The 19,732-nt window shown below is 62.5% G+C and carries 8 protein-coding genes and 14 pseudogenes; 12 read left to right on the top strand and 10 right to left on the bottom strand.

Going from position 1 to position 19,732, the window contains the following annotated elements; all coding sequences use genetic code 11:
• Positions 1-535: 535 nt before the first annotated feature.
• From DCG74_RS38650 to trbB, 3 genes and pseudogenes are all read right to left on the bottom strand, one after another.
• A pseudogene (locus DCG74_RS38650) lies at positions 536-1,798 on the bottom strand (DUF1522 domain-containing protein); the annotation flags it as partial.
• A pseudogene (locus DCG74_RS38645) lies at positions 1,798-1,950 on the bottom strand (TrbC/VirB2 family protein); the annotation flags it as partial. The pseudogenes DCG74_RS38645 and DCG74_RS38650, both read right to left, overlap by 1 nt.
• Position 1,951: 1 nt before the next feature.
• Positions 1,952-2,866 (bottom strand): P-type conjugative transfer ATPase TrbB, encoded by a 915-nt coding sequence (gene trbB / locus DCG74_RS38640; protein ID WP_172789771.1) that lies wholly within the window; start codon positions 2,864-2,866, stop codon positions 1,952-1,954.
• 69 nt (positions 2,867-2,935) lie between these two features.
• On the opposite strand from trbB, the gene DCG74_RS38635 reads away from it, so the two are divergent.
• Both DCG74_RS38635 and DCG74_RS38630 read left to right on the top strand, forming a co-directional pair.
• Positions 2,936-4,107 (top strand): IS3 family transposase gene (locus tag DCG74_RS38635; RefSeq protein WP_373569509.1). Its coding sequence is split into 2 segments (ribosomal slippage): positions 2,936-3,188 and positions 3,188-4,107, totalling 1,173 coding nucleotides; the frame shifts between segments, so codons are not numbered across the junction.
• A gap of 53 nt (positions 4,108-4,160) precedes the next feature.
• A pseudogene (locus DCG74_RS38630) lies at positions 4,161-4,421 on the top strand (transposase); the annotation flags it as partial.
• A gap of 2 nt (positions 4,422-4,423) precedes the next feature.
• Here DCG74_RS38630 and DCG74_RS38625 read toward each other — a convergent pair.
• Together DCG74_RS38625 and DCG74_RS39210 are read right to left on the bottom strand one after the other, a co-directional pair.
• Positions 4,424-5,011: a transposase gene (locus DCG74_RS38625; RefSeq protein ID WP_306558037.1), complete on the bottom strand. Its 588-nt coding sequence runs from the start codon at positions 5,009-5,011 to the stop codon at positions 4,424-4,426.
• A gap of 249 nt (positions 5,012-5,260) precedes the next feature.
• Positions 5,261-6,377: pseudogene (locus DCG74_RS39210) on the bottom strand (IS256 family transposase); the annotation flags it as partial.
• An 85-nt stretch (positions 6,378-6,462) separates the two neighbouring features.
• On the opposite strand from DCG74_RS39210, the pseudogene DCG74_RS38610 reads away from it, so the two are divergent.
• The 7 genes and pseudogenes from DCG74_RS38610 to DCG74_RS38585 form a co-directional block, all read left to right on the top strand.
• Positions 6,463-6,546 (top strand): annotated as a pseudogene (locus DCG74_RS38610) (conjugal transfer protein); the annotation flags it as partial.
• A gap of 10 nt (positions 6,547-6,556) precedes the next feature.
• Positions 6,557-7,711 (top strand): annotated as a pseudogene (locus tag DCG74_RS38925) (conjugal transfer protein TrbE); the annotation flags it as partial.
• A gap of 6 nt (positions 7,712-7,717) precedes the next feature.
• Positions 7,718-9,046 carry an IS1182 family transposase gene (locus DCG74_RS38600; protein WP_175421798.1) on the top strand — a complete coding sequence of 443 codons (1,329 nt, stop codon included), beginning with the start codon at positions 7,718-7,720 and terminating at the stop codon, positions 9,044-9,046.
• An 85-nt stretch (positions 9,047-9,131) separates the two neighbouring features.
• Positions 9,132-9,419 (top strand): annotated as a pseudogene (locus DCG74_RS38920) (P-type conjugative transfer protein TrbL); the annotation flags it as partial.
• A gap of 90 nt (positions 9,420-9,509) precedes the next feature.
• Positions 9,510-10,193, top strand: a complete 684-nt coding sequence (trbF, locus tag DCG74_RS38595) for a conjugal transfer protein TrbF (RefSeq protein WP_172789766.1) — start codon at positions 9,510-9,512, stop codon at positions 10,191-10,193.
• Positions 10,190-10,570: pseudogene (locus tag DCG74_RS38590) on the top strand (P-type conjugative transfer protein TrbG); the annotation flags it as partial. The gene trbF and the pseudogene DCG74_RS38590, both read left to right, overlap by 4 nt.
• Before the next feature lie 141 nt (positions 10,571-10,711).
• A pseudogene (locus DCG74_RS38585) lies at positions 10,712-12,044 on the top strand (IS5 family transposase).
• Between the two features lie 207 nt (positions 12,045-12,251).
• On the opposite strand, the gene DCG74_RS38580 reads toward DCG74_RS38585, so the two are convergent.
• Positions 12,252-13,505, bottom strand: a complete 1,254-nt coding sequence (locus DCG74_RS38580) for an IS110 family transposase (RefSeq protein WP_172789764.1) — start codon at positions 13,503-13,505, stop codon at positions 12,252-12,254.
• A 65-nt stretch (positions 13,506-13,570) separates the two neighbouring features.
• Between DCG74_RS38580 and DCG74_RS38575 the strand changes: the two genes are divergently transcribed.
• The 3 genes and pseudogenes from DCG74_RS38575 (at position 13,571) to DCG74_RS38565 (ending at position 17,269) form a co-directional block, all read left to right on the top strand.
• Positions 13,571-14,929 (top strand): DUF1522 domain-containing protein, encoded by a 1,359-nt coding sequence (locus DCG74_RS38575; RefSeq protein ID WP_373569508.1) that lies wholly within the window; start codon positions 13,571-13,573, stop codon positions 14,927-14,929.
• Between the two features lie 358 nt (positions 14,930-15,287).
• Positions 15,288-15,500: pseudogene (locus DCG74_RS39205) on the top strand (flagellar protein); the annotation flags it as partial.
• A gap of 83 nt (positions 15,501-15,583) precedes the next feature.
• Positions 15,584-17,269, top strand: coding sequence for a DDE-type integrase/transposase/recombinase (locus tag DCG74_RS38565; RefSeq protein WP_172789762.1), 1,686 nt, complete (start codon positions 15,584-15,586; stop codon positions 17,267-17,269).
• A gap of 15 nt (positions 17,270-17,284) precedes the next feature.
• On the opposite strand, the pseudogene DCG74_RS38560 reads toward DCG74_RS38565, so the two are convergent.
• From DCG74_RS38560 to DCG74_RS39200, 4 pseudogenes are all read right to left on the bottom strand, one after another.
• Positions 17,285-17,401 (bottom strand): annotated as a pseudogene (locus DCG74_RS38560) (P-type conjugative transfer ATPase TrbB); the annotation flags it as partial.
• A 167-nt stretch (positions 17,402-17,568) separates the two neighbouring features.
• Positions 17,569-18,898 (bottom strand): annotated as a pseudogene (locus tag DCG74_RS38555) (MFS transporter).
• 134 nt (positions 18,899-19,032) lie between these two features.
• Positions 19,033-19,215, bottom strand: a pseudogene (locus tag DCG74_RS38550) (CopG family transcriptional regulator); the annotation flags it as partial.
• 214 nt (positions 19,216-19,429) lie between these two features.
• Positions 19,430-19,554 (bottom strand): annotated as a pseudogene (locus DCG74_RS39200) (transposase); the annotation flags it as partial.
• Between the last annotated feature and the right edge of the window lie 178 nt (positions 19,555-19,732).

Here is a 19,732-nt window from a genome sequence, read left to right as displayed (position 1 = left end):
CCAAGGCAGAACGACTTCTCTATGAGGGCCGGGATCGCACGGTTGGAGCAGACGCGCGTGAGGTTCTCCGCGGATTTATCGACCAAACCAACCGCGTGCTTCAACTCGTCGAAGGGTTCATGCCGGAATGCGCCTGGCTCGATGATCAGGACACGCTGACCTATCTGCACTCGACGATCTCGACCAAGCGCCATCGCGTTCGAGTACCCGAAATTCCGATGTACATCGATGCGCTGTTGGCCGACCAGCCGCTGACCGGAGGCCTCGAGCCGATGTTGGGCCCAGCCAACCTCCGGGTTCTGACGATTGTCGGCTTTCCGGGCGCCACGACCCCGGGAATCCTGGACGACCTGAATCGTCTGGCATTCTCGTATCGCTGGTCGACGCGCGCGATCATGCTCGACAAGACCGACGCCACCAAGCTGCTGACCAAGATTCGGCGGCAGTGGTTCGCGAAGAGAAAATCCATCGGGGCCATCCTCAAGGAGGTCATGACTAATGAGGCGTCGACGCTGCTTGATACCGACGCCCACAACAAGGCGCTTGATGCCGACGCGGCGTTGCAGGAACTGGGGTCCGACCAGATCGGACAAGCCTTTGTCACAGCGACCATCACTGTCTGGGACCTGGATCCCAATGCGGCCGACGAAAAGCTCCGCCTGGTCGAGAAGGTCGTGCCGCCCTGCAGATAGACCGTCGAGTTGCCGTTGCCGTCGGTGAGGACGTTACCGCTGGCACCATAACCGGTCGGAACGCTCGGAGCACCGGTCGAGCCCGGGATCGGCGCGTTCTTGAAGGAGATGACGTGGCCGTTGACGTTCAGCGTCGAGCCGTCGGTGATCGTCGCACCGAGCGAGGTTGAGCTCGTGGTCCGGTTGACGCTCACGGTGGCGTTGCCGCCGCCCACCGAGGTGGTCAGGCCGAGCGCCTTGAGCAGGTCGGCCTTGCCGGTGACGCTCAGGTCCGCACCCGTCGAGCTCTTCAGCGTGACGGCGCCCGCACCAACGCTCGAAGCGGTCTGGTTGACGCTGGTCGCGATCGTCGCAGCACCCGAGCTGATGGACACCGTCTTGACGCCGCTGGCCAGATCGACCGCGGTCAAGAGATCGCTGACGGTCGCAGCCGGCGTGCCGGCGGTGCCGAGATAGACCGTGGTGTTGCCATTGCCGTCGGTGACGAGGTTGCCGCTGACGCCCGAGCCGGTCGGAACGGCGGTCGAGGCCGGAGCAGAGCCGCTGCGGAAGGTGATGGTCTTGCCGTTGACGGTCAGCGTGTCGCCGTCGGCGGGCTGGGCGTTGCTGGCGAGGCCCGTTGCAGTCGTGCCGTTGGTGGCGATCAGGGTGATGGCGCCGGTCAAGGCCGTGGTGCCGTCGCCGGCCGTTCCCGCCGTACCCGTGAACGAGCCGATGGTGGCACCGAGCGTCGTGGTGCCGGTCGCCGCGGTGGTGCCGCCGGCCGCGCCGCTATACACGACGTTGCTGCTCGCCGTGGCGCTCGCATAGGAGGTCGTGCCACGCAGGTCGGCCGCTGTCGCACCGGAGATGGTGGTGGAGACGTTCGACTTGGTGGAATAACCCACCGTGGTCTGCAGCGCCTGGTTGGCGATCGACTTCGCGGAGTCGATCAGCTTCTGCAGCGAGGTGATGCCGGTGTTGGCAGCCTGCAGCACCTGCACGCCGTTGGCGATGCCGTCGAGCAGGTTGTTGATGTCGCTGGCGCGGTTGTCGAGCGACTGGGCGGTGAAGAAGTTGGTGGGATTGTCCAGGGCCGAGTTGACGCTCTTGCCGGTCGACAGACGGCGACCGGCCCTTCCACTGACTGCAAAATCTGATTGAGCGGCTGCTCCCACGGCATGTTCGAGCCAGCCGCCCATGCGGGCTGAATTGCCAAAAACATGGTGCCGTAGGCGGCCAACGATGTACCTCGAAGAAAGCGAAATTGCTGACGCATGTCAGTCTCCTGCTGTTGAAAGGCTGTAGTCACCGGTGGCATCCAGCCCTGAGACGGCGGCGAGTTCAGCGAGGCGGCGGTCAGCGCCGCGGCCTGCAAGCACGGCGACGAGGTTGATGGTTTCGGCGATCAGAGCACGCGGAACCGTGATGACGGCTTCTTGGATGAGTTGCTCGAGCCGCCGCAGCGCGCCGAGCGCAGTGCCAGCATGGATGGTACCAATGCCACCGGGATGGCCGGTGCCCCAGGCCTTGAGAAGGTCGAGTGCTTCAGCGCCGCGGACTTCGCCGATCGGGATGCGGTCAGGACGCAGTCGGAGGGACGAGCGGACGAGATCCGACAGCGTCGCCACACCGTCCTTGGTCCGCAGCGCAACAAGATTGGGCGCCCTGCACTGTAGCTCGCGGGTGTCTTCGATCAGCACGACCCGATCGGAGGTCTTCGCCACCTCGGCCAGAAGTGCGTTCGTCAACGTGGTCTTGCCCGTCGATGTCCCGCCAGCGACAAGGATGTTCTTCCGAGAGGCGACCGCGTTCTGCAGGGTCTTGGCCTGCTCCGAAGTCATGATGCGCCTGGCGACGTAGTCGTCGAGCGTAAACACGGCGACGGCGGGCTTGCGGATAGCAAAGGCCGGTGCTGCAACGACCGGAGGCAACAGACCTTCGAAGCGTTCGCCTGTCCCGGGCAGTTCGGCCGAAACCCGTGGCGCGCCGGCGTGCACCTCGGCGCCGACATGATGCGCAACCAGGCGAACGATGCGTTCGCCATCCGCGGCCGACAGAGTTTCGCCTGTGTCGATCAGGCCGTTCGACAACCGGTCGATCCACAGCCGCCCATCCGGATTGAGCATCACCTCAATGATCGCTTCGTCTTCGAGGTAGCCGGCAATCGCGGAGCCGAGCGCGCTACGCAGCATTCGCGCACCGCGCGAACTCGTCTCCGATTGAATGGAATGGATTGCCACCGCTCGCCCCCACACGGACAGATGAAGCGAGCAAGGTTCACGGAAGAGCAGATTATCGCGGTATTGAAGGAGCATGAGGCTGGGGCGAAGACAGCCGACCTGGCTCGCAAGCACGGTGTTTCCGAGGCGACGATCTACAATTGGAAGGCCAAATTCGGCGGCATGGACGTTTCCGAAGCGAAGCGGCTGAGGGCCTTGGAAGAGGAGAACGCGAAGCTGAAGAAGCTTCTGGCCGAGCAGATGCTCGATGCGGCCGCGCTTCGCGAGCTCCTTTCAAAAAAATGGTAGGGCCCGCCGCCAAGCGCGCTGCGATCGCGCATCTGCAGGCCGTCATGAGCCTGTCGGAACGGCGGGCCTGCTCGATTGTGGGGGCGGATCGGAAGATAATCCGCTATCGCTCCAGCCGCCCGCCGGACGCAGTTCTGCGTGGCCGATTGCGCGATCTCGCCAACGAGCGGCGGCGTTTCGGCTATCGCCGGTTGTTCGTCTTGCTGCGGCGGGAGGGCGAGCCATCGGGGATCAACCGGATCTACCGGCTTTACCGCGAGGAAGGGCTCACCGTCCGCAAACGGCGGGCTCGCCGCAAGGCCGTGGGGACCCGTGCCCCGATCCTGGTCGAGGCGAGGCCGAACGCGCGCTGGTCGCTGGACTTCGTCCACGACCAGTTCGCCAATGGCCGACGCTTCCGCATCCTCAACATCGTCGACGACGTCACCAAGGAATGCCTGGGCGCCATTCCGGAGACGTCGATCTCGGGGCGGCGCGTAGCCCGCGAACTGACGGCAATCGTCCAGCGACGCGGCAAGCCAGGAATGATCGTGTCCGACCATGGCACCGAATTCACCTGCAACGCCATGCTCGCTTGGTGCAAGGACGCAGCCATCGATTGGCACTTCATTGCGCCGGGAAAGCCGATGCAGAACGGCTTCGTCGAGAGTTTCAATGGCCGGATGCGCGATGAGCTACTCAACGAGACCCTGTTCTTCGATCTCGATGACGCCCGCGCCAAGATCGCCAACTGGGTCGCCGACTACAATCTCCAGCGTCCCCACTCGTCGCTGAAATACCTGACCCCCGCGGCCTACGCCGCCCACCTCACCGCAACGGACGATCGGCTGCGCAACCCCGACCAGCTCCGCCGATCGTCCGTTGCTCCATCAGAGCTGGCTCCGGAAATCTGGACAGGGCGATAAGTGGAGTTTCTGCCTGATGGCGGGCAAGATTGACCCGCGAATCAGGAGAGACGATGAGCAGACGAACCCGTCGGCACCACGCACCGGCATTCAAGGCGAAGGTGGCGTTAGCCGCGATTAAGGGCGAGATGACGCTGGCCCAGCTGGCTGAGCATTTCGACGTGCACCCGAACCAGATCACGCAGTGGAAGGCCCAGCTTCAGGAAGCGGCGGCCAATGTGTTCGGTCCTGGCGGAGGCAACCGGATGAGCGAGCCCGCGGTGGACGTGAAAGCGCTGCACGCCAAGATCGGGGAGCTGACCCTGGAGAACGATTCCTAAGAAACGGCATCGCCGACGTTCGGCTCGAACGGCTGGAGAACGAAGCCGAATGCCTTGGCACGCCGATGCAAATTGTTGACCACTCGCGTCCGGTAGCGCGTCTCGTATGACGAGGCCCCGGGATCGACATAGTCCATTCCGTATCGCACAGCATTGTAGAACAGAACTGCGATCTTGCGGGCCGTGGCGGTCACTGCTTTGGCCTTGCCGACGCGCGATGAAAGTCGCCTGTAAAAGGCGCCGAGCGCAGTATCGGTGCGTCCGACGGTGACGGCAGCAAGGCGCAGAAGCGCCGCCGCCCGGCCGCCGGATCGGCGTGTTCGGGACGAGAGCCTTTTGCCGCCGGAGACCTTGTTGCTCGGCGCCAGTCCCAGCCAGGAGGTAAAATGCTTTGCACTTGGCCACGAGGAGAGGTCGTCACCGCATTCAGCGATCAGCTTCAGCGAGAGGTAAGGACCGAGGCCGTCGATGGTGGTGATGTCTTTTCCCAGCAACGCGAACAGCGCCTCGCGGACGTCGAAAGCTAGAGCGTTCGACTGAATCGGTTCGATTCCGACGCAGCGATGCCCGCGGTGCTGGTCCATGGCCACGACCGCGATGGTTACTCAGTTCCTTCAACACGGCTTCGATCCGGGCGTCGCAGGCAGATGCCTTCTCGTGGTAGGTGTCGTAAAGCGCAAGTGCCTGCTCGAGCGCAAACAGATGCTCGGCGCGGTAGCTCCCGGTGAGCGCCTTCGCAATCGTCTCGGCACTGGAGTGGCAACTGTAGTGGCGCAAGCACGCCAACGCCTCGGGATCGCGCTCGCCGGCAAGGATCGCGCGTATGATACGCACCACGCCGTTCCGGCAATGTGCCGCAGCCGGGCCGCCGCTAAGTTGAGACAGGATTGACCGTCGGGGAAGGCGCCGACGACACGGGTTCGTCGCCGGATCTCCTTCATGATGCGCTCGAGCGGATTGTTCGTTCGAATCTTCCGCCAATGGATGTCCGGAAAGGCATAGTAGGCGAGCGTCTCGTGAACCGCCTGCTCGACGAGATCAGCAGCTTTGGCCATACGGCTGGCCCGCAGATCCGCGATGACGGTCCTGGCTTTCTCGTCGGCCGCGGCGCGGCTCTCCTGGGCATGAATGGCCTTGAGCATGTGGCTCACCTCGCGGACCCGGGTCGACGGCACGTGGCTGAAGACATTGCGATAAAAATGCACCATGCAGCGTTGATAGCGTGCCTCCGGCAGATAATCCGCAACGCTTTCGACAAGACCTCGGCACGCGTCGGAAATCACCAGCTGCACGCCCTTGAGACCGCGATCGACGAGATGCCGCAGAAACGAGGACCAGCCGGATTTGTCCTCCTTGGCGCCTTCACAGATGCCGAGGATCTCCCGGAACCCCTCAGCATTGACCGCCGAGGCCACCAGCAGCGACACGTTGCGAACCTCACCAGCCCAGCTGCGCTTCATCACGATGCCGTCGAGGTAGAGATACGGATGCTCGCCTTCGATCCTGCGATTCCGCCACGCCTCGATCTTGGTATAGATCTTTCTTGTTCAGGTTCGACACTGTGCTCGGGCTGACCTGGGTGCCCCACAGCGCCTCCGTGATGTCTTCGACCCGCCGAACCGAAATCCCGGCCAGATACATCTCGATCAGCGCCTCCTCAACCGAGCTCTCCCGCCTCCGGTAGCGCTCGATAATCGCCGTCTCGAAGGTTTGCCGCCGTAGCTTCGGAACCTTCAGATTGACGTCGCCCGCCTTGGTCTGCAGCGTTCGCTCGTAGCTGCCTGCCCGCGTGTCCTGCCGCGCCGGGCTGCGCTCATACCGCCCAGCACCGCACAGCTGGTCCGCTTCGGCCTCCAGCATCGCGTTCAGTGTCTCTTCCACTGTCCCGCGGACCATCTCGCCCAGGTGATCTCGAATCCGGGCCTCATCAATTTGGATCACCTGACCCATGGCATTCCCATCGTTCATTCAAAGCTCCTTCATTCTAGAAGAAGCCGTCAATCCTGAAAGTGCGAAAGACTCTGTACGTTATCCCGCGGTCTGGGCCGCCAAGCGCGACCCCGCTTTTGTCGATGTGGTGCGCCGACATCTGCGCATCCCCGGTCATCTCAACGCTTGAGCTCTCAGTCATGATGAACCTTGCCGAATATCGCCATTCCAGTGCACGCCTCGCCGACTTCCTGCCTTGGGCAGCCCTTGTCGACGAAGGAATCATCCTGAACAAGGACGGCTCGTTCCAGCGGACGGCAAAGTTCCGGGGACCTGACCTGGATAGCGCAGTGCCCGCTGAACTTGTCGCCGTCGCCGGCCGTCTGAACAACGCGGTCCGTCGCCTCGGATCCGGGTGGGCCGTATTCGTTGAGGCGCAGCGTCATTTCGCTGGGGCCTATCCTCCGAGTACATTTCCGGATGTCGCGTCCGCGCTGGTCGACGCGGAGCGCAGAGCTCAGTTTGAAGAGGCGGGCACCCATTATGAGTCCAGCTATTTCCTGACCTTCCTCTTTCTGCCATCGGAGGAGGGGTCTGCCAAGGCAGAACGACTTCTCTATGAGGGCCGAGATCGCAGCGTTGGAGCAGACGCGCGCGAGGTTCTCCGCGGATTTATCGACCAAACCAACCGCGTGCTTCAACTCGTCGAAGGATTCATGCCGGAATGCGCCTGGCTCGATGATCAGGACACGCTGACCTATCTGCACTCGACGATCTCGACCAAGCGTCATCGCGTTCGAGTACCCGAGATTCCGATGTACATCGATGCGCTGTTGGCCGACCAGCCATTGACCGGCGGGCTGGAGCCAATGCTGGGCTCAGCGAATCTTCGGGTCCTGACGATTGTCGGCTTTCCGGGCGCCACGACCCCGGGGATCCTGGACGATCTGAATCGCCTGCCATTCTCTTATCGATGGTCAACCCGCGCGATCATGCTCGACAAGACGGATGCCACCAAGTTGCTGACCAAGATTCGTCGTCAGTGGTTCGCAAAGAGAAAGTCCATTGGCGCGATCCTCAAGGAAGTCATGACGAACGAGCCGTCGACGTTGCTCGATACCGACGCCCACAACAAGGTGCTTGATGCCGACGCGGCGTTGCAGGAATTGGGGTCCGATCAGATCGGACAAGCCTTTGTCACGGCGACCATTACCGTCTGGGACCGAGATCCCAATGCTGCCGATGAAAAGCTCCGCCTGGTCGAGAAGGTCATTCAAGGCCGCGATTTCACCTGCATGATCGAGACGGTGAATGCCGTCGAAGCCTGGCTCGGTGGTTTGCCGGGCCATGTGTACGCTAATGTGCGGCAGCACGACGGACTTTTTGGTGAATTGCCGGAGCAGTCGGCACGAACCGAAGCGGTGCCGCAAGGCGCACCTCGGCTGCGCGAGCCTGTGCGCAATCAGGTCGAATTGCGAGCGGTCGATATCGACAGCCTGATCGGGCAGGATCATCCAGCGCGGGTGATCTGGGCTTATGTCGAAGGGCTGGACCTGAGCGAGCTGGAAGATCGCGTCAAGGCACGGGAAAACAGGCCGGGCCATCCGGCGCCATCGCCACGGTTGTTGCTGGCGCTTTGGCTGTACGCCGCGAGCGATGCCGTTGGCAGCGCGCGGGCGCTGGACCGGCTCTGCGACAGCCACGACGTCTACCGCTGGCTCTGCGGTGGCGTGTCGTTGAACCATCACGGGCTGTCGGACTTCCGGGTCGGCTGTGCCGACTTGCTCGACCGTTTGCTGGTTGAACATCTGGTGGCCCTGAACGAGGCAGGGCTGGTCGATCTGGAGAAGCTGACCCAGGACGGGGTGCGAATACGAGCGAATGCCGGGACCGGATCTTTCCGGCGGGAGGCGACGCTGGATCGGCAGATGGCGCAGGCCGAGGCCATTGTGGAAGAGCTCAAGCGCGAGGTCGATGCGGACCCGGAAGCCAGCAATCGGCGGATCCGGGCCGCCAAAGAGCGGGCGGCGCGCGAACGCAGCGAGCGGGTGCAAGCCGCGCAGGCCGCGCTGGCCGAGATCAAGCGCAAGCGAAAACAGCTCGACGACAAGGGCGGCAATGGCAAGAAGCCGAAGGAGCCTCGGGCCTCCACCACCGACCCGCAGGCCAGGGTGATGAAGATGGCCGATGCCGGCTTCCGTCCGGCCTATAATGTGCAGGTGGCTAGCGCGGCTGGCGAACTGATCGTGGTCGCGATCGATGTCGACAACAGCGGCTCAGATCGTGGCTTGATGCGCCCGATGCTGGAGCGAACGCGCGCTCGGCTGAAGCGCTTGCCACGCCGCTACCTCGCCGATGGCGGGTTCTGCACTGGCGACGACATCGAATGGGCGCATGGCGAGGGCATCGAGGTTTACTGTCCACCGCCCCAATCCAGGAGCGGTGTCGATCCCTTCTTACCCCGGAGCAGCGACGGTCCTGGCATAGCGGCCTGGCGTGCTCGCATGGCCAGCGAAGCCGGCAAGGCACAGTACCAGGCCCGTACCATCTGCGAATGCATCCATGCCCGCTGGCGCAACTGGGACCTCAGGCAACTGACCGTGCGCGGCATCGAGAAGGTCCGTGCCGTCGTGCTCTGGTACGCTCTCACCAACAACATCCTGCAAGGGCATCGTCTCGCAAAAGCATAGATAACCAACAGCCTGACGCCGCCGGCTTCCCCCATCAAGGGGCGATACCACCCCTTGATGCCGAAGCCGAAACAAAACGAATTGGCTCACAGGCTCTACGGCCGCCTATCGAAGCGGAGGCATGGCTGGCGTTGCGGAGGCTGGCGCCTCGGCCGCCATGAGCCCGTTGCGTCGTGCAGCCGCCGCACTCGGCGGAGGTGGGGAGGCTGGTGCGCCGGCGAGCAGTTCGGCCGAAGGGCAGCCAGATTGGGCGCGGCGCATGAAGCGTGCCGAAACTATTCGGCACGGTGCATCGGCAGCCGGCCATGCGGTCCGCTCAGGCGATCACGGAGGCAGCGGCTCATCCGTCGATTTGTCCGAAGGAGAGCGCTGACACAGTACTGCGCTTTTCGCCACGCGCTAGCGCCTCAACCGGATACCGCACGACTCAAAGCCGATCACTTGATCTCAGGGGCAACCATCGATGTTCAAACGACCATCAGTTCACTATGGGCGCATGCCCGAGCCGATCACGCCTTATCAAAAGGCCGCGCAGGTCTGGGACGAACGCATTGGATCAGCGCGCGTGCAAGCCAAGAACTGGCGCCTGATGGCGTTCGGCTGCTTGTTGCTGTCGTCCGGTCTTGCTGGCGGCCTTGTCCGGCAGTCGAGCCAAGGCTCGATCACGCCCTGGGTGGTCGAAGTCGATCATCGCGGTCAGGTCCAAAGGGTCGCGCCCGCCAATATTGACTATCAGCCTACAGACGCTCAGATCGCCTACCATCTGGCGCGCTTCATCGAGGATGTCAGAGGTCTGCCAGCGGACGGCATTGTTCTGCGCCAAAATTGGCTCCGGGCCTATGATTTCACGACTGATCGCGGCGCCGCTGCGCTCAACGACTACGCGCGCAACAATGATCCTTTTGCCAGACTGGGCAAGGCGCAAATCTCCGTCGACGTATCGAGCGTCATACGCGCATCGTCGGAAAGTTTTCGGGTCGCGTGGGCTCAACGCACCTACGACAACGGCTCGTTGAGCTCGACTGAGCGCTGGACCGCAATTCTCACGATCGTGATTGAGACACCGCGCGATGCCGAACGCCTGCGCAAGAATCCCCTTGGCGTCTACGTCCGCGCCATCAACTGGTCAAAGGAGTTGAGTCAGTGACCAAGACGCCGTTTGACGTTCGATCGAAGCATCCAGCCGCGCAGAGTAGGGTCAATTCAGCTTGGACCGAGTTCGTGAGCTCGAAGCGTGCACTTCTGTCCGCTCTTCTGCTTTGTTCGTCTGCGCTCGGTGGGTGCGCGACCTACATTCCGCCGGAGATCAGCTATGACGCTGAAGTTCCTCCGCCACCGCCGACGCCAGTGGCTCTCGACGACAGATCGCGACCGCTTCACGTTCCGCCCCTGTGGAAGCCGGCTCTCGGCGGCAAGTCAGGCGGGAAAGAAGACACCGAGCCGGTGAGCCGGGTTGAGACCGCAAACAGCGCTGCGCGAGTAGAGCCTCGCAAGAGGGGATATTTCAATGCGGCGCAGATCTACTAAACGACTGAGGCGGAATCGCATTCGTCGTTGTGGACGTTTTGGGATTGCAGGGTTTTGATGCTTCGGGCATCGGAACCTTGCAAATTCATTTTCGGGATTCCGTCGAATCGCCATTCCGTGGTCGCATCGGAGGTGGCGATGCGACCGAAGAGGCACAGGACGACGGGATCGGGCGATCTGTTACGGGCGAGGCTGGACCAGATCATCAACATGAAGCACGAGCTGGTTCAGCTTGCCGGCAAGGTGGACTGGGACTGGATCGACGTTGAGATCGCACCACTCTACAGCGGGAACGGCCGGCCCGGCATCACGACCCGCTTCATGATCGGGCTGCTGCTCAAGCACATTTACGGCCTGTCCGATGAGGGGGTGTGCGAGCGCTGGGTCCACGACCCGTATTTCCGGCGAAGAGTTCTTCCAGCACGCCTTTCCGCACGAGCGTTCGGACCTGAGCCACTGGCGCAAGCGGCTCGGCGACAAGCTGGAGCTGCTGCTGGCCGAGAGCCTGCGGGTGGAGCACGAGGCCGGCGCGTTACGCGGCCAAGACCTCAAGCGGGTCACCGTCGATACCACGGTGCAGCCAAAGGCCATCACCTTCCCGACCGATGCCAAGCTGCTGCACGCGGCGATCAAAGGGCTCAACCGTCTGGCGAGGACGCACGGGATCAGGCTGCGGCAGTCCTATCTTCGCATTGCCAAGACCGCGGCCATGATGGCGGGGCGCTACGCTCATGCCAAGCAATTCAAACGGCATCAGCGGCAGTTGCGCATCCTGCGCAGCCGCTTGAGCCGGATCATCCGCGATATCCGCCGCAAGATCAAGGTCAGGCCGTGCTCGAGAACGCCTTCGCCCTCCCGCTCGGCCGGGCCTCCCAGATCCGCTCGCAGCAGCAACGCCAGCGCGGCTGCAAGCTGTATTCCTTCCATGCTCCGGAGGTCGAGTGCATCGGCAAGGGCAAAGCAGCCGCGCCTTACGAGTTCGGTGTCAAAGCTTCCATCGTCACCAACAACAGCCGTGCTCCCGACGGGCTGTTCGTGCTGCACGCCAGGGCGCTACCCGATAACCCGTACGACGGTCACACCTTGCGGGACATCATCGACCGCACCGAGACACTCACCGGCTGTGCGATCGAGCGGGCCTATGTCGACAAGGGATACCGTGGCCATGACGCGCAGAACCCGCGCCGTGTCTTCATCTCCGGCCAGAAGCGCGGGGGTCTTCGGCGTCATCAAGCGCGAGCTGCGCCGCCGCTCTGCCATCGAACCCATCATCGGACACCTGAAGGCCGATGGTCACCTCGGCCGCTGCTACCTCAAAGGACGCGCCGGTGATGCGGCCAACGTCATCCTCTCTGCCGTCGGTCACAACTTCCGCCGTATGCTCGCTTGGCTGAGAGCTCTTTGGTGCCTCTTCCTGGCCACCCTCATCGCAGCCGCCAGCGACCCCTTACCGCTGAAATCAGTTTCTTAACGGACGACTCGTAGGACCTCCTACCCTTGGTCAAGGGGAACGTCCTTATAGGGCAATATGGTAGCGCCGTGCTCGATGCAGTCCAGGACGCTGCGCGCCGGCTTTGCCGGTGCCTTCGGCATCCTGGACAGCATCTGCGGGCGGCGCTCTGGCGCTCGGCAGGTCGGGACGAAGGAATGGTCGCCCGGCCGAACAAAGGAATGGGGCTCACCCGTTCGCGGAGTTCTTTGTGCCGTTATGGTCCGCATCGTATGGGGTCTGTCGCTTGAGCGTCGTGCACAGGGCAAAAAGCAAGCGATCTCCCACGCTGCGCAGAGCCCGCGCGTGACCGTGTCCTTTTCTGCGCAAGGCATCATACCGTCGCCTGCTGGCAGCGTCGTGTTGGATGGCGACACGCGACCAGTGATGGACGGCGCTCTGTAGCCGCCTGTTGCAGGCGAGGCGGCGGATCACGAAGCGTTGTTTGCCGCTTTGCCGCGTCACCGGCGCAGCCCCTGCCAAGGCGCGCAGAGCATGGTAATCTCGTCTGCGCAGGGGCTCTGCGGCCTCGGCGAGCAGTGTGGCGAGATTGATCCTGCCGATTCCTGGCCAGGAGCGTAGGATCGTCACGTCGCACTGCTCCGAGCTCTGCCCCGACGGCTTCTCCTCTCCTTCGAACTCGGCACATAGCCGGTCCAGGTTCTGATGAGCCTCTTTGATCTGCCGATTGACCAGGTGCAGACGTGCCGCCAGGCTGCGGATGTGAGCGCAGGCTGCCTCCGTCGTGCCGGGGGCTACGAACAGCGGTGCCTCGCGCAAAGTCCCGAGCACCGTCGCCGCATTGAGACGGCGGATACGATAGTCCCTGAGAACACCTGCGATGGCCTTCTCGCTGGCCTTGACCGCACTGGCGGGGGTCGGCACCTTCTGCCAAAGCGCCAGGAACCATTCGTCGGCGACATCGTCGGTCAACTTGGTGGCCTGGGGATAATATCGCCACAACTGCTGACGCAAGCGGTTGGCAAGCCGCGTGCGTTCCTGCTGCAGTTCGTCCGCCAGGCGCGACCACTCCCGTAGCTCAATCATCGCCGCATCGTCTGCCACAAGCCGACGGAAAGCAGCACGGTCAGTGCGCAGCGAGGCGCCGAGCACATGAGCATCGCGGCGGTCGTCCTTGGCACCGGCCACCGTGAAGCGATCGCGGAAGCGATCCAGTTGCTTGGGATTGATGGCAAACACCGCAAACCCGTGCTCGAGCAGCATCTCCACCACCGGGCCGTGCGGCATCTCGATCGCCACGGCGATCTGTCCCGGTGCGGCCTTGGTCTTCTCCAGCAGCCAGTCACGCAACTCCGTCAGCCCGGCGCCGCCATGGTCGAACTCGTGCTGCGCAACCTGTCTTCCCGCGGCATCCAGCAGGCAAACGCTATGGCTCCGCGTTGCCCAGTCGATCCCGACGAACCAGCGTACATCTTCGATCATTGTTGAGACCTCCTTGCTCGCAAGGCGGGCCACCACGATCCTGATCAGTCCCTGTACCGGCGCTCTTGGCGCGACCTCCTACCGGATCTCGATCGCGGTCGCTCCGCCGGGGCGCGGTTCCTACGTCGGTGCTCGAGGCACAGGTGGACAAGGCTGCTCCCGGCGGATCGGCCCGGACGGCCAGTCTACATCCGAAGGCCGCCACGAACCCCACAAGGGTACAGGGTGGCTCCTTCAAGAACGCGCCGATCCCGGGCTCGACCGGTGCTCCGAGCGTTCCGACCGGTTATGGTGCCAGCGGTAACGTCCTCACCGACGGCAACGGCAACTCGACGGTCTATCTGCAGGGCGGCACGATCAATGACGTCTTGAAGGCGATCGACCTCGCTACCGGCGTGCAGACCGCGACGGTCAATGCCAACGGCACCGCGACGCTCGCGACGGCCTCCGGCCAGACCAACTCGTCGATCAACGCCTCCGGCCTGCTCAAGATCTCGACCGGCGTCAATGCCGACCTGTCGATCACCGGCACCGGCAACGCGCTGAACGCGCTCGGTCTCGCCGGCAACACCGGCACGGCGACCGCCTTCACGGCGGCGCGCACCTCCGGCATCGGCGGCATCACCGGCAAGACCTTGACCTTCTCCTCCTTCAACGGCGGCACGGCGGTCAACGTCACCTTCGGCGACGGCACCAACGGCACGGTCAAGACGCTCGATCAGCTCAACACCAAGCTGCAGGCCAACAACCTGACGGCGACGATCGACGCCAACGGCCTGCTGACGATCTCGACCACCAACGACTACGCGTCCTCGACCATCGGTTCGAGCGCCGCAGGTGGTGCGATCGGCGGCACGCTGACCTCGTCGCTCACGTTCTCGACGGCTTCCACCCCCGTCCAGGATACGGTTGCCCAGACGGCGCGTGCGAACCTGGTCAATCAGTACAACAACATCCTGAACCAGATCGACACGACCGCGCAGGACTCCTCGTTCAACGGCGTCAACCTCTTGAACGGCGACCAGCTCAAGCTGGTGTTCGACGAGACCGGCAAGTCGAACCTCAGCATCACCGGCGTGACCTACAACTCCAAGGGTCTTGGCCTCGCCGCGCTGACCAGCGGTGTCGACTTCATCGACAACGCTGCCACCAACAAGGTGCTGACCAACCTGAACGCCGCGTCGAGCACGCTGCGCTCGGAAGCCTCGAGCCTCGGCTCGAACCTCTCGGTGGTGCAGGTCCGTCAGGACTTCAACAAGAGCCTGATCAACGTGCTGCAGACCGGCTCGTCCAACCTGACCCTGGCCGACACCAACACCGAGGCGGCCAACAGCCAGGCGCTGTCGACCCGCCAGTCCATCGCGGTCTCCGCGCTGTCGCTGGCCAACCAGTCGCAGCAGAGCGTGCTGCAGCTGCTCCGCTAACAAAGCGGACGACATCGCAAGCAAGATCCGGCGGCGGGGCTTCGGCCCCGCCGCTTTCTTTTTGCGCCGGCATCTAAAGTGCTGCCCGGCGGGGTCGAAAGGGTGCATTCGATGCAGTCAATCGCTCACTCTCAGTTATGGTTGACAAGTAGCAAACGCTTCACCGGTGCATGAAAAACATCATCCGATCATGATGATAGGGGCCGAGCCCATCTGGCTGCATCGCTCTTATGGTGAATCCGGACGAGGACTGCCGCGACACGCTTCATGCTTTGTTAGCCCACAACGTTCACCGTCCCGAGCATCGATTAATCCTAATCGAAGTTTGTTGCGTTGCGTACCAGAAGGGTAACACTCAATGTCCGGTATTGTTCTCTCCGCATCGGTTCGTCAGAACCTGCTCTCCCTCCAGTCCACCGCTGATCTACTCGCCACCACCCAAAGTCGTCTGTCGACCGGCAAGAGCGTCAACTCGGCCCTGGACAATCCCACCAACTTCTTCACCGCCCAGTCGCTCGACAACCGCGCCAGCGACATCAACAACCTGCTCGACGGCATCGCCAACGGCGTGCCGCATTGCCTCACCCAGAATGTTACTGGACAACTTCTCGCCGATGATTGGGTCGGTGCCATCGAATTGGTTCGGTGGCGTCTATGGCGGGAAAGATCAGTATGGGCGCGCGGCGCGAGGTGGTGTCGGCGGTAACGGAGCGTTACCGGTCGGCCAAACGAGCGGAGAAGGGACGGATCCTCGACGAGCTGTGCGCGACGACTGGCTGGCATCGCAAGCATGCGGTGCGCGCGCTCCGGCGACGCGAGGCGGTTGGACCGGGCGTGGTCGAGGCAACAAGAAAGCGACGACGCAGATATGGCGCGACGATCAAGGACGCACTGACGGCGCTGTGGGAGGCGTCGGATCGGGTGTGCGGCAAGCGGCTCAAGGTGATGATCCCGACCTTGCTGCCGGCCCTTGAGCAACATGGCCGATTGCAGCTTGGCCAGTCGGACCGTGATCGTGTTCTGGCTATCAGCGCCGCCACCATCGATCGCCTGCTCGTCGATGTGAAGATCGCGGCGAGCGGTGGCAGGCGGCGCCGTGCCGGGTTCTATTCGGCAATCCGGCGCGAGGTCCCGATCCGCACGTTCAATGACTGGAACAGCCCGGTGCCCGGCTTCTGCGAGGTCGACATGGTCGCCCATGGCGGCACGTCGGTGGCTGGCTCGTTCATCCAAACCCTCACGATGGTCGATGTCGCGACCGGCTGGACGGAGTGCCTGCCGTTGCTGACGCGGGAAGGTTCGCTCGTCGTCGAGGCGATCAACCGCGCACAGAGCCTGTTCCCCTGGCTGTTGCGCGGCGTGGACTTCGACAACGATAGCGCCTTCATGAACGATGTCGTCGTGCCATGGTGTCGCGAACAGAAGCTCGAAGTCACTCGCTCGCGCGCCTATAAAAAGAACGATCAGGCGTTTGTCGAGCAGAAGAATGGTGCCGTCGTCCGCCGCCTCATGGGCTATGGCCGCTTCGATGGCGTCGAGACGGCGCGTATGATGGGCCGCCTCTATGCGGCGGCACGGCTCTACGTCAACTTCTTCCAGCCGTCGTTCAAGCTGAAGGAGAAGTGTCGCGAAGGGGCTAAAGTGATCAAGCGCTATCATCTCCCATCGACGCCCTATGAGCGTGCCTTGGCGCATCCCAAGGTGACCGCGGCCGTGAAGAAACGGCTACGCGATCAGTATCGCTCGCTCGATCCGGTTGCGCTGTTGGCGCAGATTCGCGCGACCCAAGAGGAATTAGGCAATCGCGTCGATCGTCGTGCCGGACAGGCGCGCGGCCTGCAACCCGCTCACACTAGCATCCTGCCAGTGACCGCGGCGACGTTCGCGAAGACGCTCGGCAAGACCGCGACGGTCGGCGAGCCGCGTGCTACGCACCGGCGAACTCGTCGGCCCTATAAGACCAGAGTTCGCATGCCGTCCAAGCTCGACCCGCATATTGCCGCGATCGAAGCCTGGCTCGCAGAGCAGCCGCAGCTGACGGCGCTCGCAATTGTCGGCCGGCTGCGCGAGAAATACCCCGAGGAGTTCGGAATGAGACAGCATTCGATTGTGCAACGTCGGCTGAGGGCGCTCAGACAGAGGGCTGCCGAACGGTCGGTCGCCCAGGGCCCGCTCGACGACGCCACGACCGCTGCCCCATTGCCCGGGGTTGTGGACGGCTCGGGCTATGTAGGGCCCGACCCGACCACAGCCCCTCTCGTCGAGCAAGCCGGGAAAGCCATCTGGCGCGACCGATTAATCGACATCGGATCGTCATCGGCAATGGCGCCATCACGGTAACATTCGCAGATGCGGCAACACCTCAATGATCGCTTCGTCTTCGAGGTAGCCGGCAATCGCGGAGCCGAGCGCGCTACGCAGCATTCGCGCACCGCGCGAACTCGTCTCCGATTGAATGGAATGGATTGCCACCGCTCGCCCCCACGAATGAGGACGCCCAAAGTGCGTCCTCAGATGGGGATGATTAGAAAAGGCACCAATGGACTTGGCGCAACAAGCGCTTTCGGTGATCGTAGACTGGCGTAGAAAAAGAAAGAGTGAGAACTAATATTAGAGGGCCTACTCGATCGAGTGGTTACTCACCACTCCGCATCGTCATGCACGGGCAGAAGGATGATCGAATCCTCATACAAGCCAGCCGGCTCAACGGCGTAGGAAACATCGGCCGGCTTGAAGACGAGGATTGAACTCATCCAGGAAACGATGGATAGGCGCCAAGGCAGCACGAACCAGACCAAAGCCGCGATCTGCAATGCTACGTTGACGCCGAACGCGACTTGATAGGCTTGGACGGTCCTATGGCCATCATTCGGAGACAATTGCTCCAGGATCAGTCCTGTCGCGTATTGCGCCAGAAATGCCCAACCAAAGTGCAAGACGTTCAGAGCGCCATTGGCACGACCGGCAAGCTCCGGCGGAAAGTAATCCGCTATCACCGCGAAGCTGACCACGGTTGCCGTTCCTACAATTGCGACAATGGACCAGGGCAAGAAGGAGGGCAGAGGCGCTCGCAGGACTAAGGCTAACTCGGCCGCGATGAACAGCATTGCAACCAAGGCCAATATTGCCTCCGCCCCGATTCCTCTTCGTTTGATGTGATGGACGGCCATACCGAACATCCAGGCACCCCCGCTAAGTACAATCGCCATTATGAGGAGCAGTCTGACGAGGCTTGGGCGATCAAGCCCCTCTACGTCTGTTAGCCACGGGGATGCCCACAACCCCTGTAGCGACCAGGACGATCCAACGCAAGTCGCTGACAACGGAGCAATTCGCCAGAAGCGCGAATCGCGAAAAACGGAGCTAAGGGTGGCGCGCGCTATTGATGGGATAGTGCCTCGTTCGGGCACCACCACATAGATGAGAACGGCTGTACCAGCGGTAGCGGCCGCCAGGATCTCAAAGAGCTGCCGCCAGCCCATCCTAGCGAGCAGGTGTTCGACGGGAGCAGTAGCGGTCACCGCTCCTAGCGAGCCCAGCATGACCATGTAGCCGTTCAGCAAAGCGACCCGCTCCCTGGGGAACCAAAGGACGATAGACTTCAGTCCTGCCGTCAGCGCCGCCGCCACGCCAAGCCCGATCATTGCGCGCGCTATCAAAAGTAACAGGAATCCGGTCGATACCGCGAACAGTGCGGCGCCTGCGGCGGCGACCAAAAGCAGAGCACTCTGAACGCGACGCGGACCAAAGCGGTCCAACAATATGCCGACGGGCATCTGAGCCGCCGCGAATACCAGGAAATACGCTGAAGTAAGCAACCCGAGGTCGGCATTCCCAATGCCCAGTATCCGAGCTGAGATGACTGGCGATCAAAGCGTTGATGGTTCGAAACAGGTACGAAAGATAGTAACCAGCAGCAAACGGGAGAAATACGCGCGCGGTGAGACGCCATGCCCCTGAAACTTGCATGCTGGCCCTTCTTGCTCCTCAACTCATTGGAGCCGATAGCGTGTCCAGCTTTTTGTCAGTTCGGCTAAATCGCTGCGGTCGTAGGCTGGCGTAGAAAAAGAAGGGACGTCGCGATAGCGCATCAAGACAATCAGTCAAGTTTCGCCTGCCGGTTCCTGATGGCGGATATCTTCTGGAATCTCGCGGAGGAAGCTTTGCCCCTTTTGCAAGCGGCGCCCGAGTGCCTCAACAAATCCTTCAAACCGCTCCCGACCCTTTGCCTGCGCGGCCGCCTGCGCGTCGTTGGGTAGGGGCGGCGTAATCGTCAGCCAAAACCGACCACGGAATGGCGATTCGACGGAATCCCGAAAATGAATTTGCAAGGTTCCGATGCCCGAAGCATCAAAACCCTGCAATCCCAAAACGTCCACAACGACGAATGCGATTCCGCCTCAGTCGTTTAGCAGCTCTTCACGGACGACTGCTTAGAGTCTCGCCGGTCGGCGACGTCCTTCCTCCAGCGCTACGCTTTCAGAATAGCGTGATGTGCGACAGTAGAACGTTGGCGGCTTCAAACAATTCTGTACGCACATCTCGTCGCTGCCCAGCGGAATCCTGCCCATGATGTCCTTTTCTCCCGATTGGTATATCTTTGGCGTGAGCCCAAACAGCGCGCCTGCCTCTTTGCCCACTTGTAGGCCTGGCACTCGCGCCCGGATAACTCAGTCGCTGCGCCCAGAGGAGAGGCGAAATTTTAGCATCGGCATGGCTGTCAACGGGCGCGAAGCTTCACGCCCTGCTCTCTGCTGGCCATGCGCGCGAGATCGACTCGTTCGTACGGGGCGTTAGATGCCA

It is taken from the genome of Bradyrhizobium sp. WBAH42 (genome assembly GCF_024585265.1).
Taxonomy (GTDB): Bacteria; Pseudomonadota; Alphaproteobacteria; order Rhizobiales; family Xanthobacteraceae; genus Bradyrhizobium.
The sequence above is the reverse complement of the archived record's forward strand: the minus strand, read 5'-3'. Positions and strand labels throughout refer to the sequence as shown.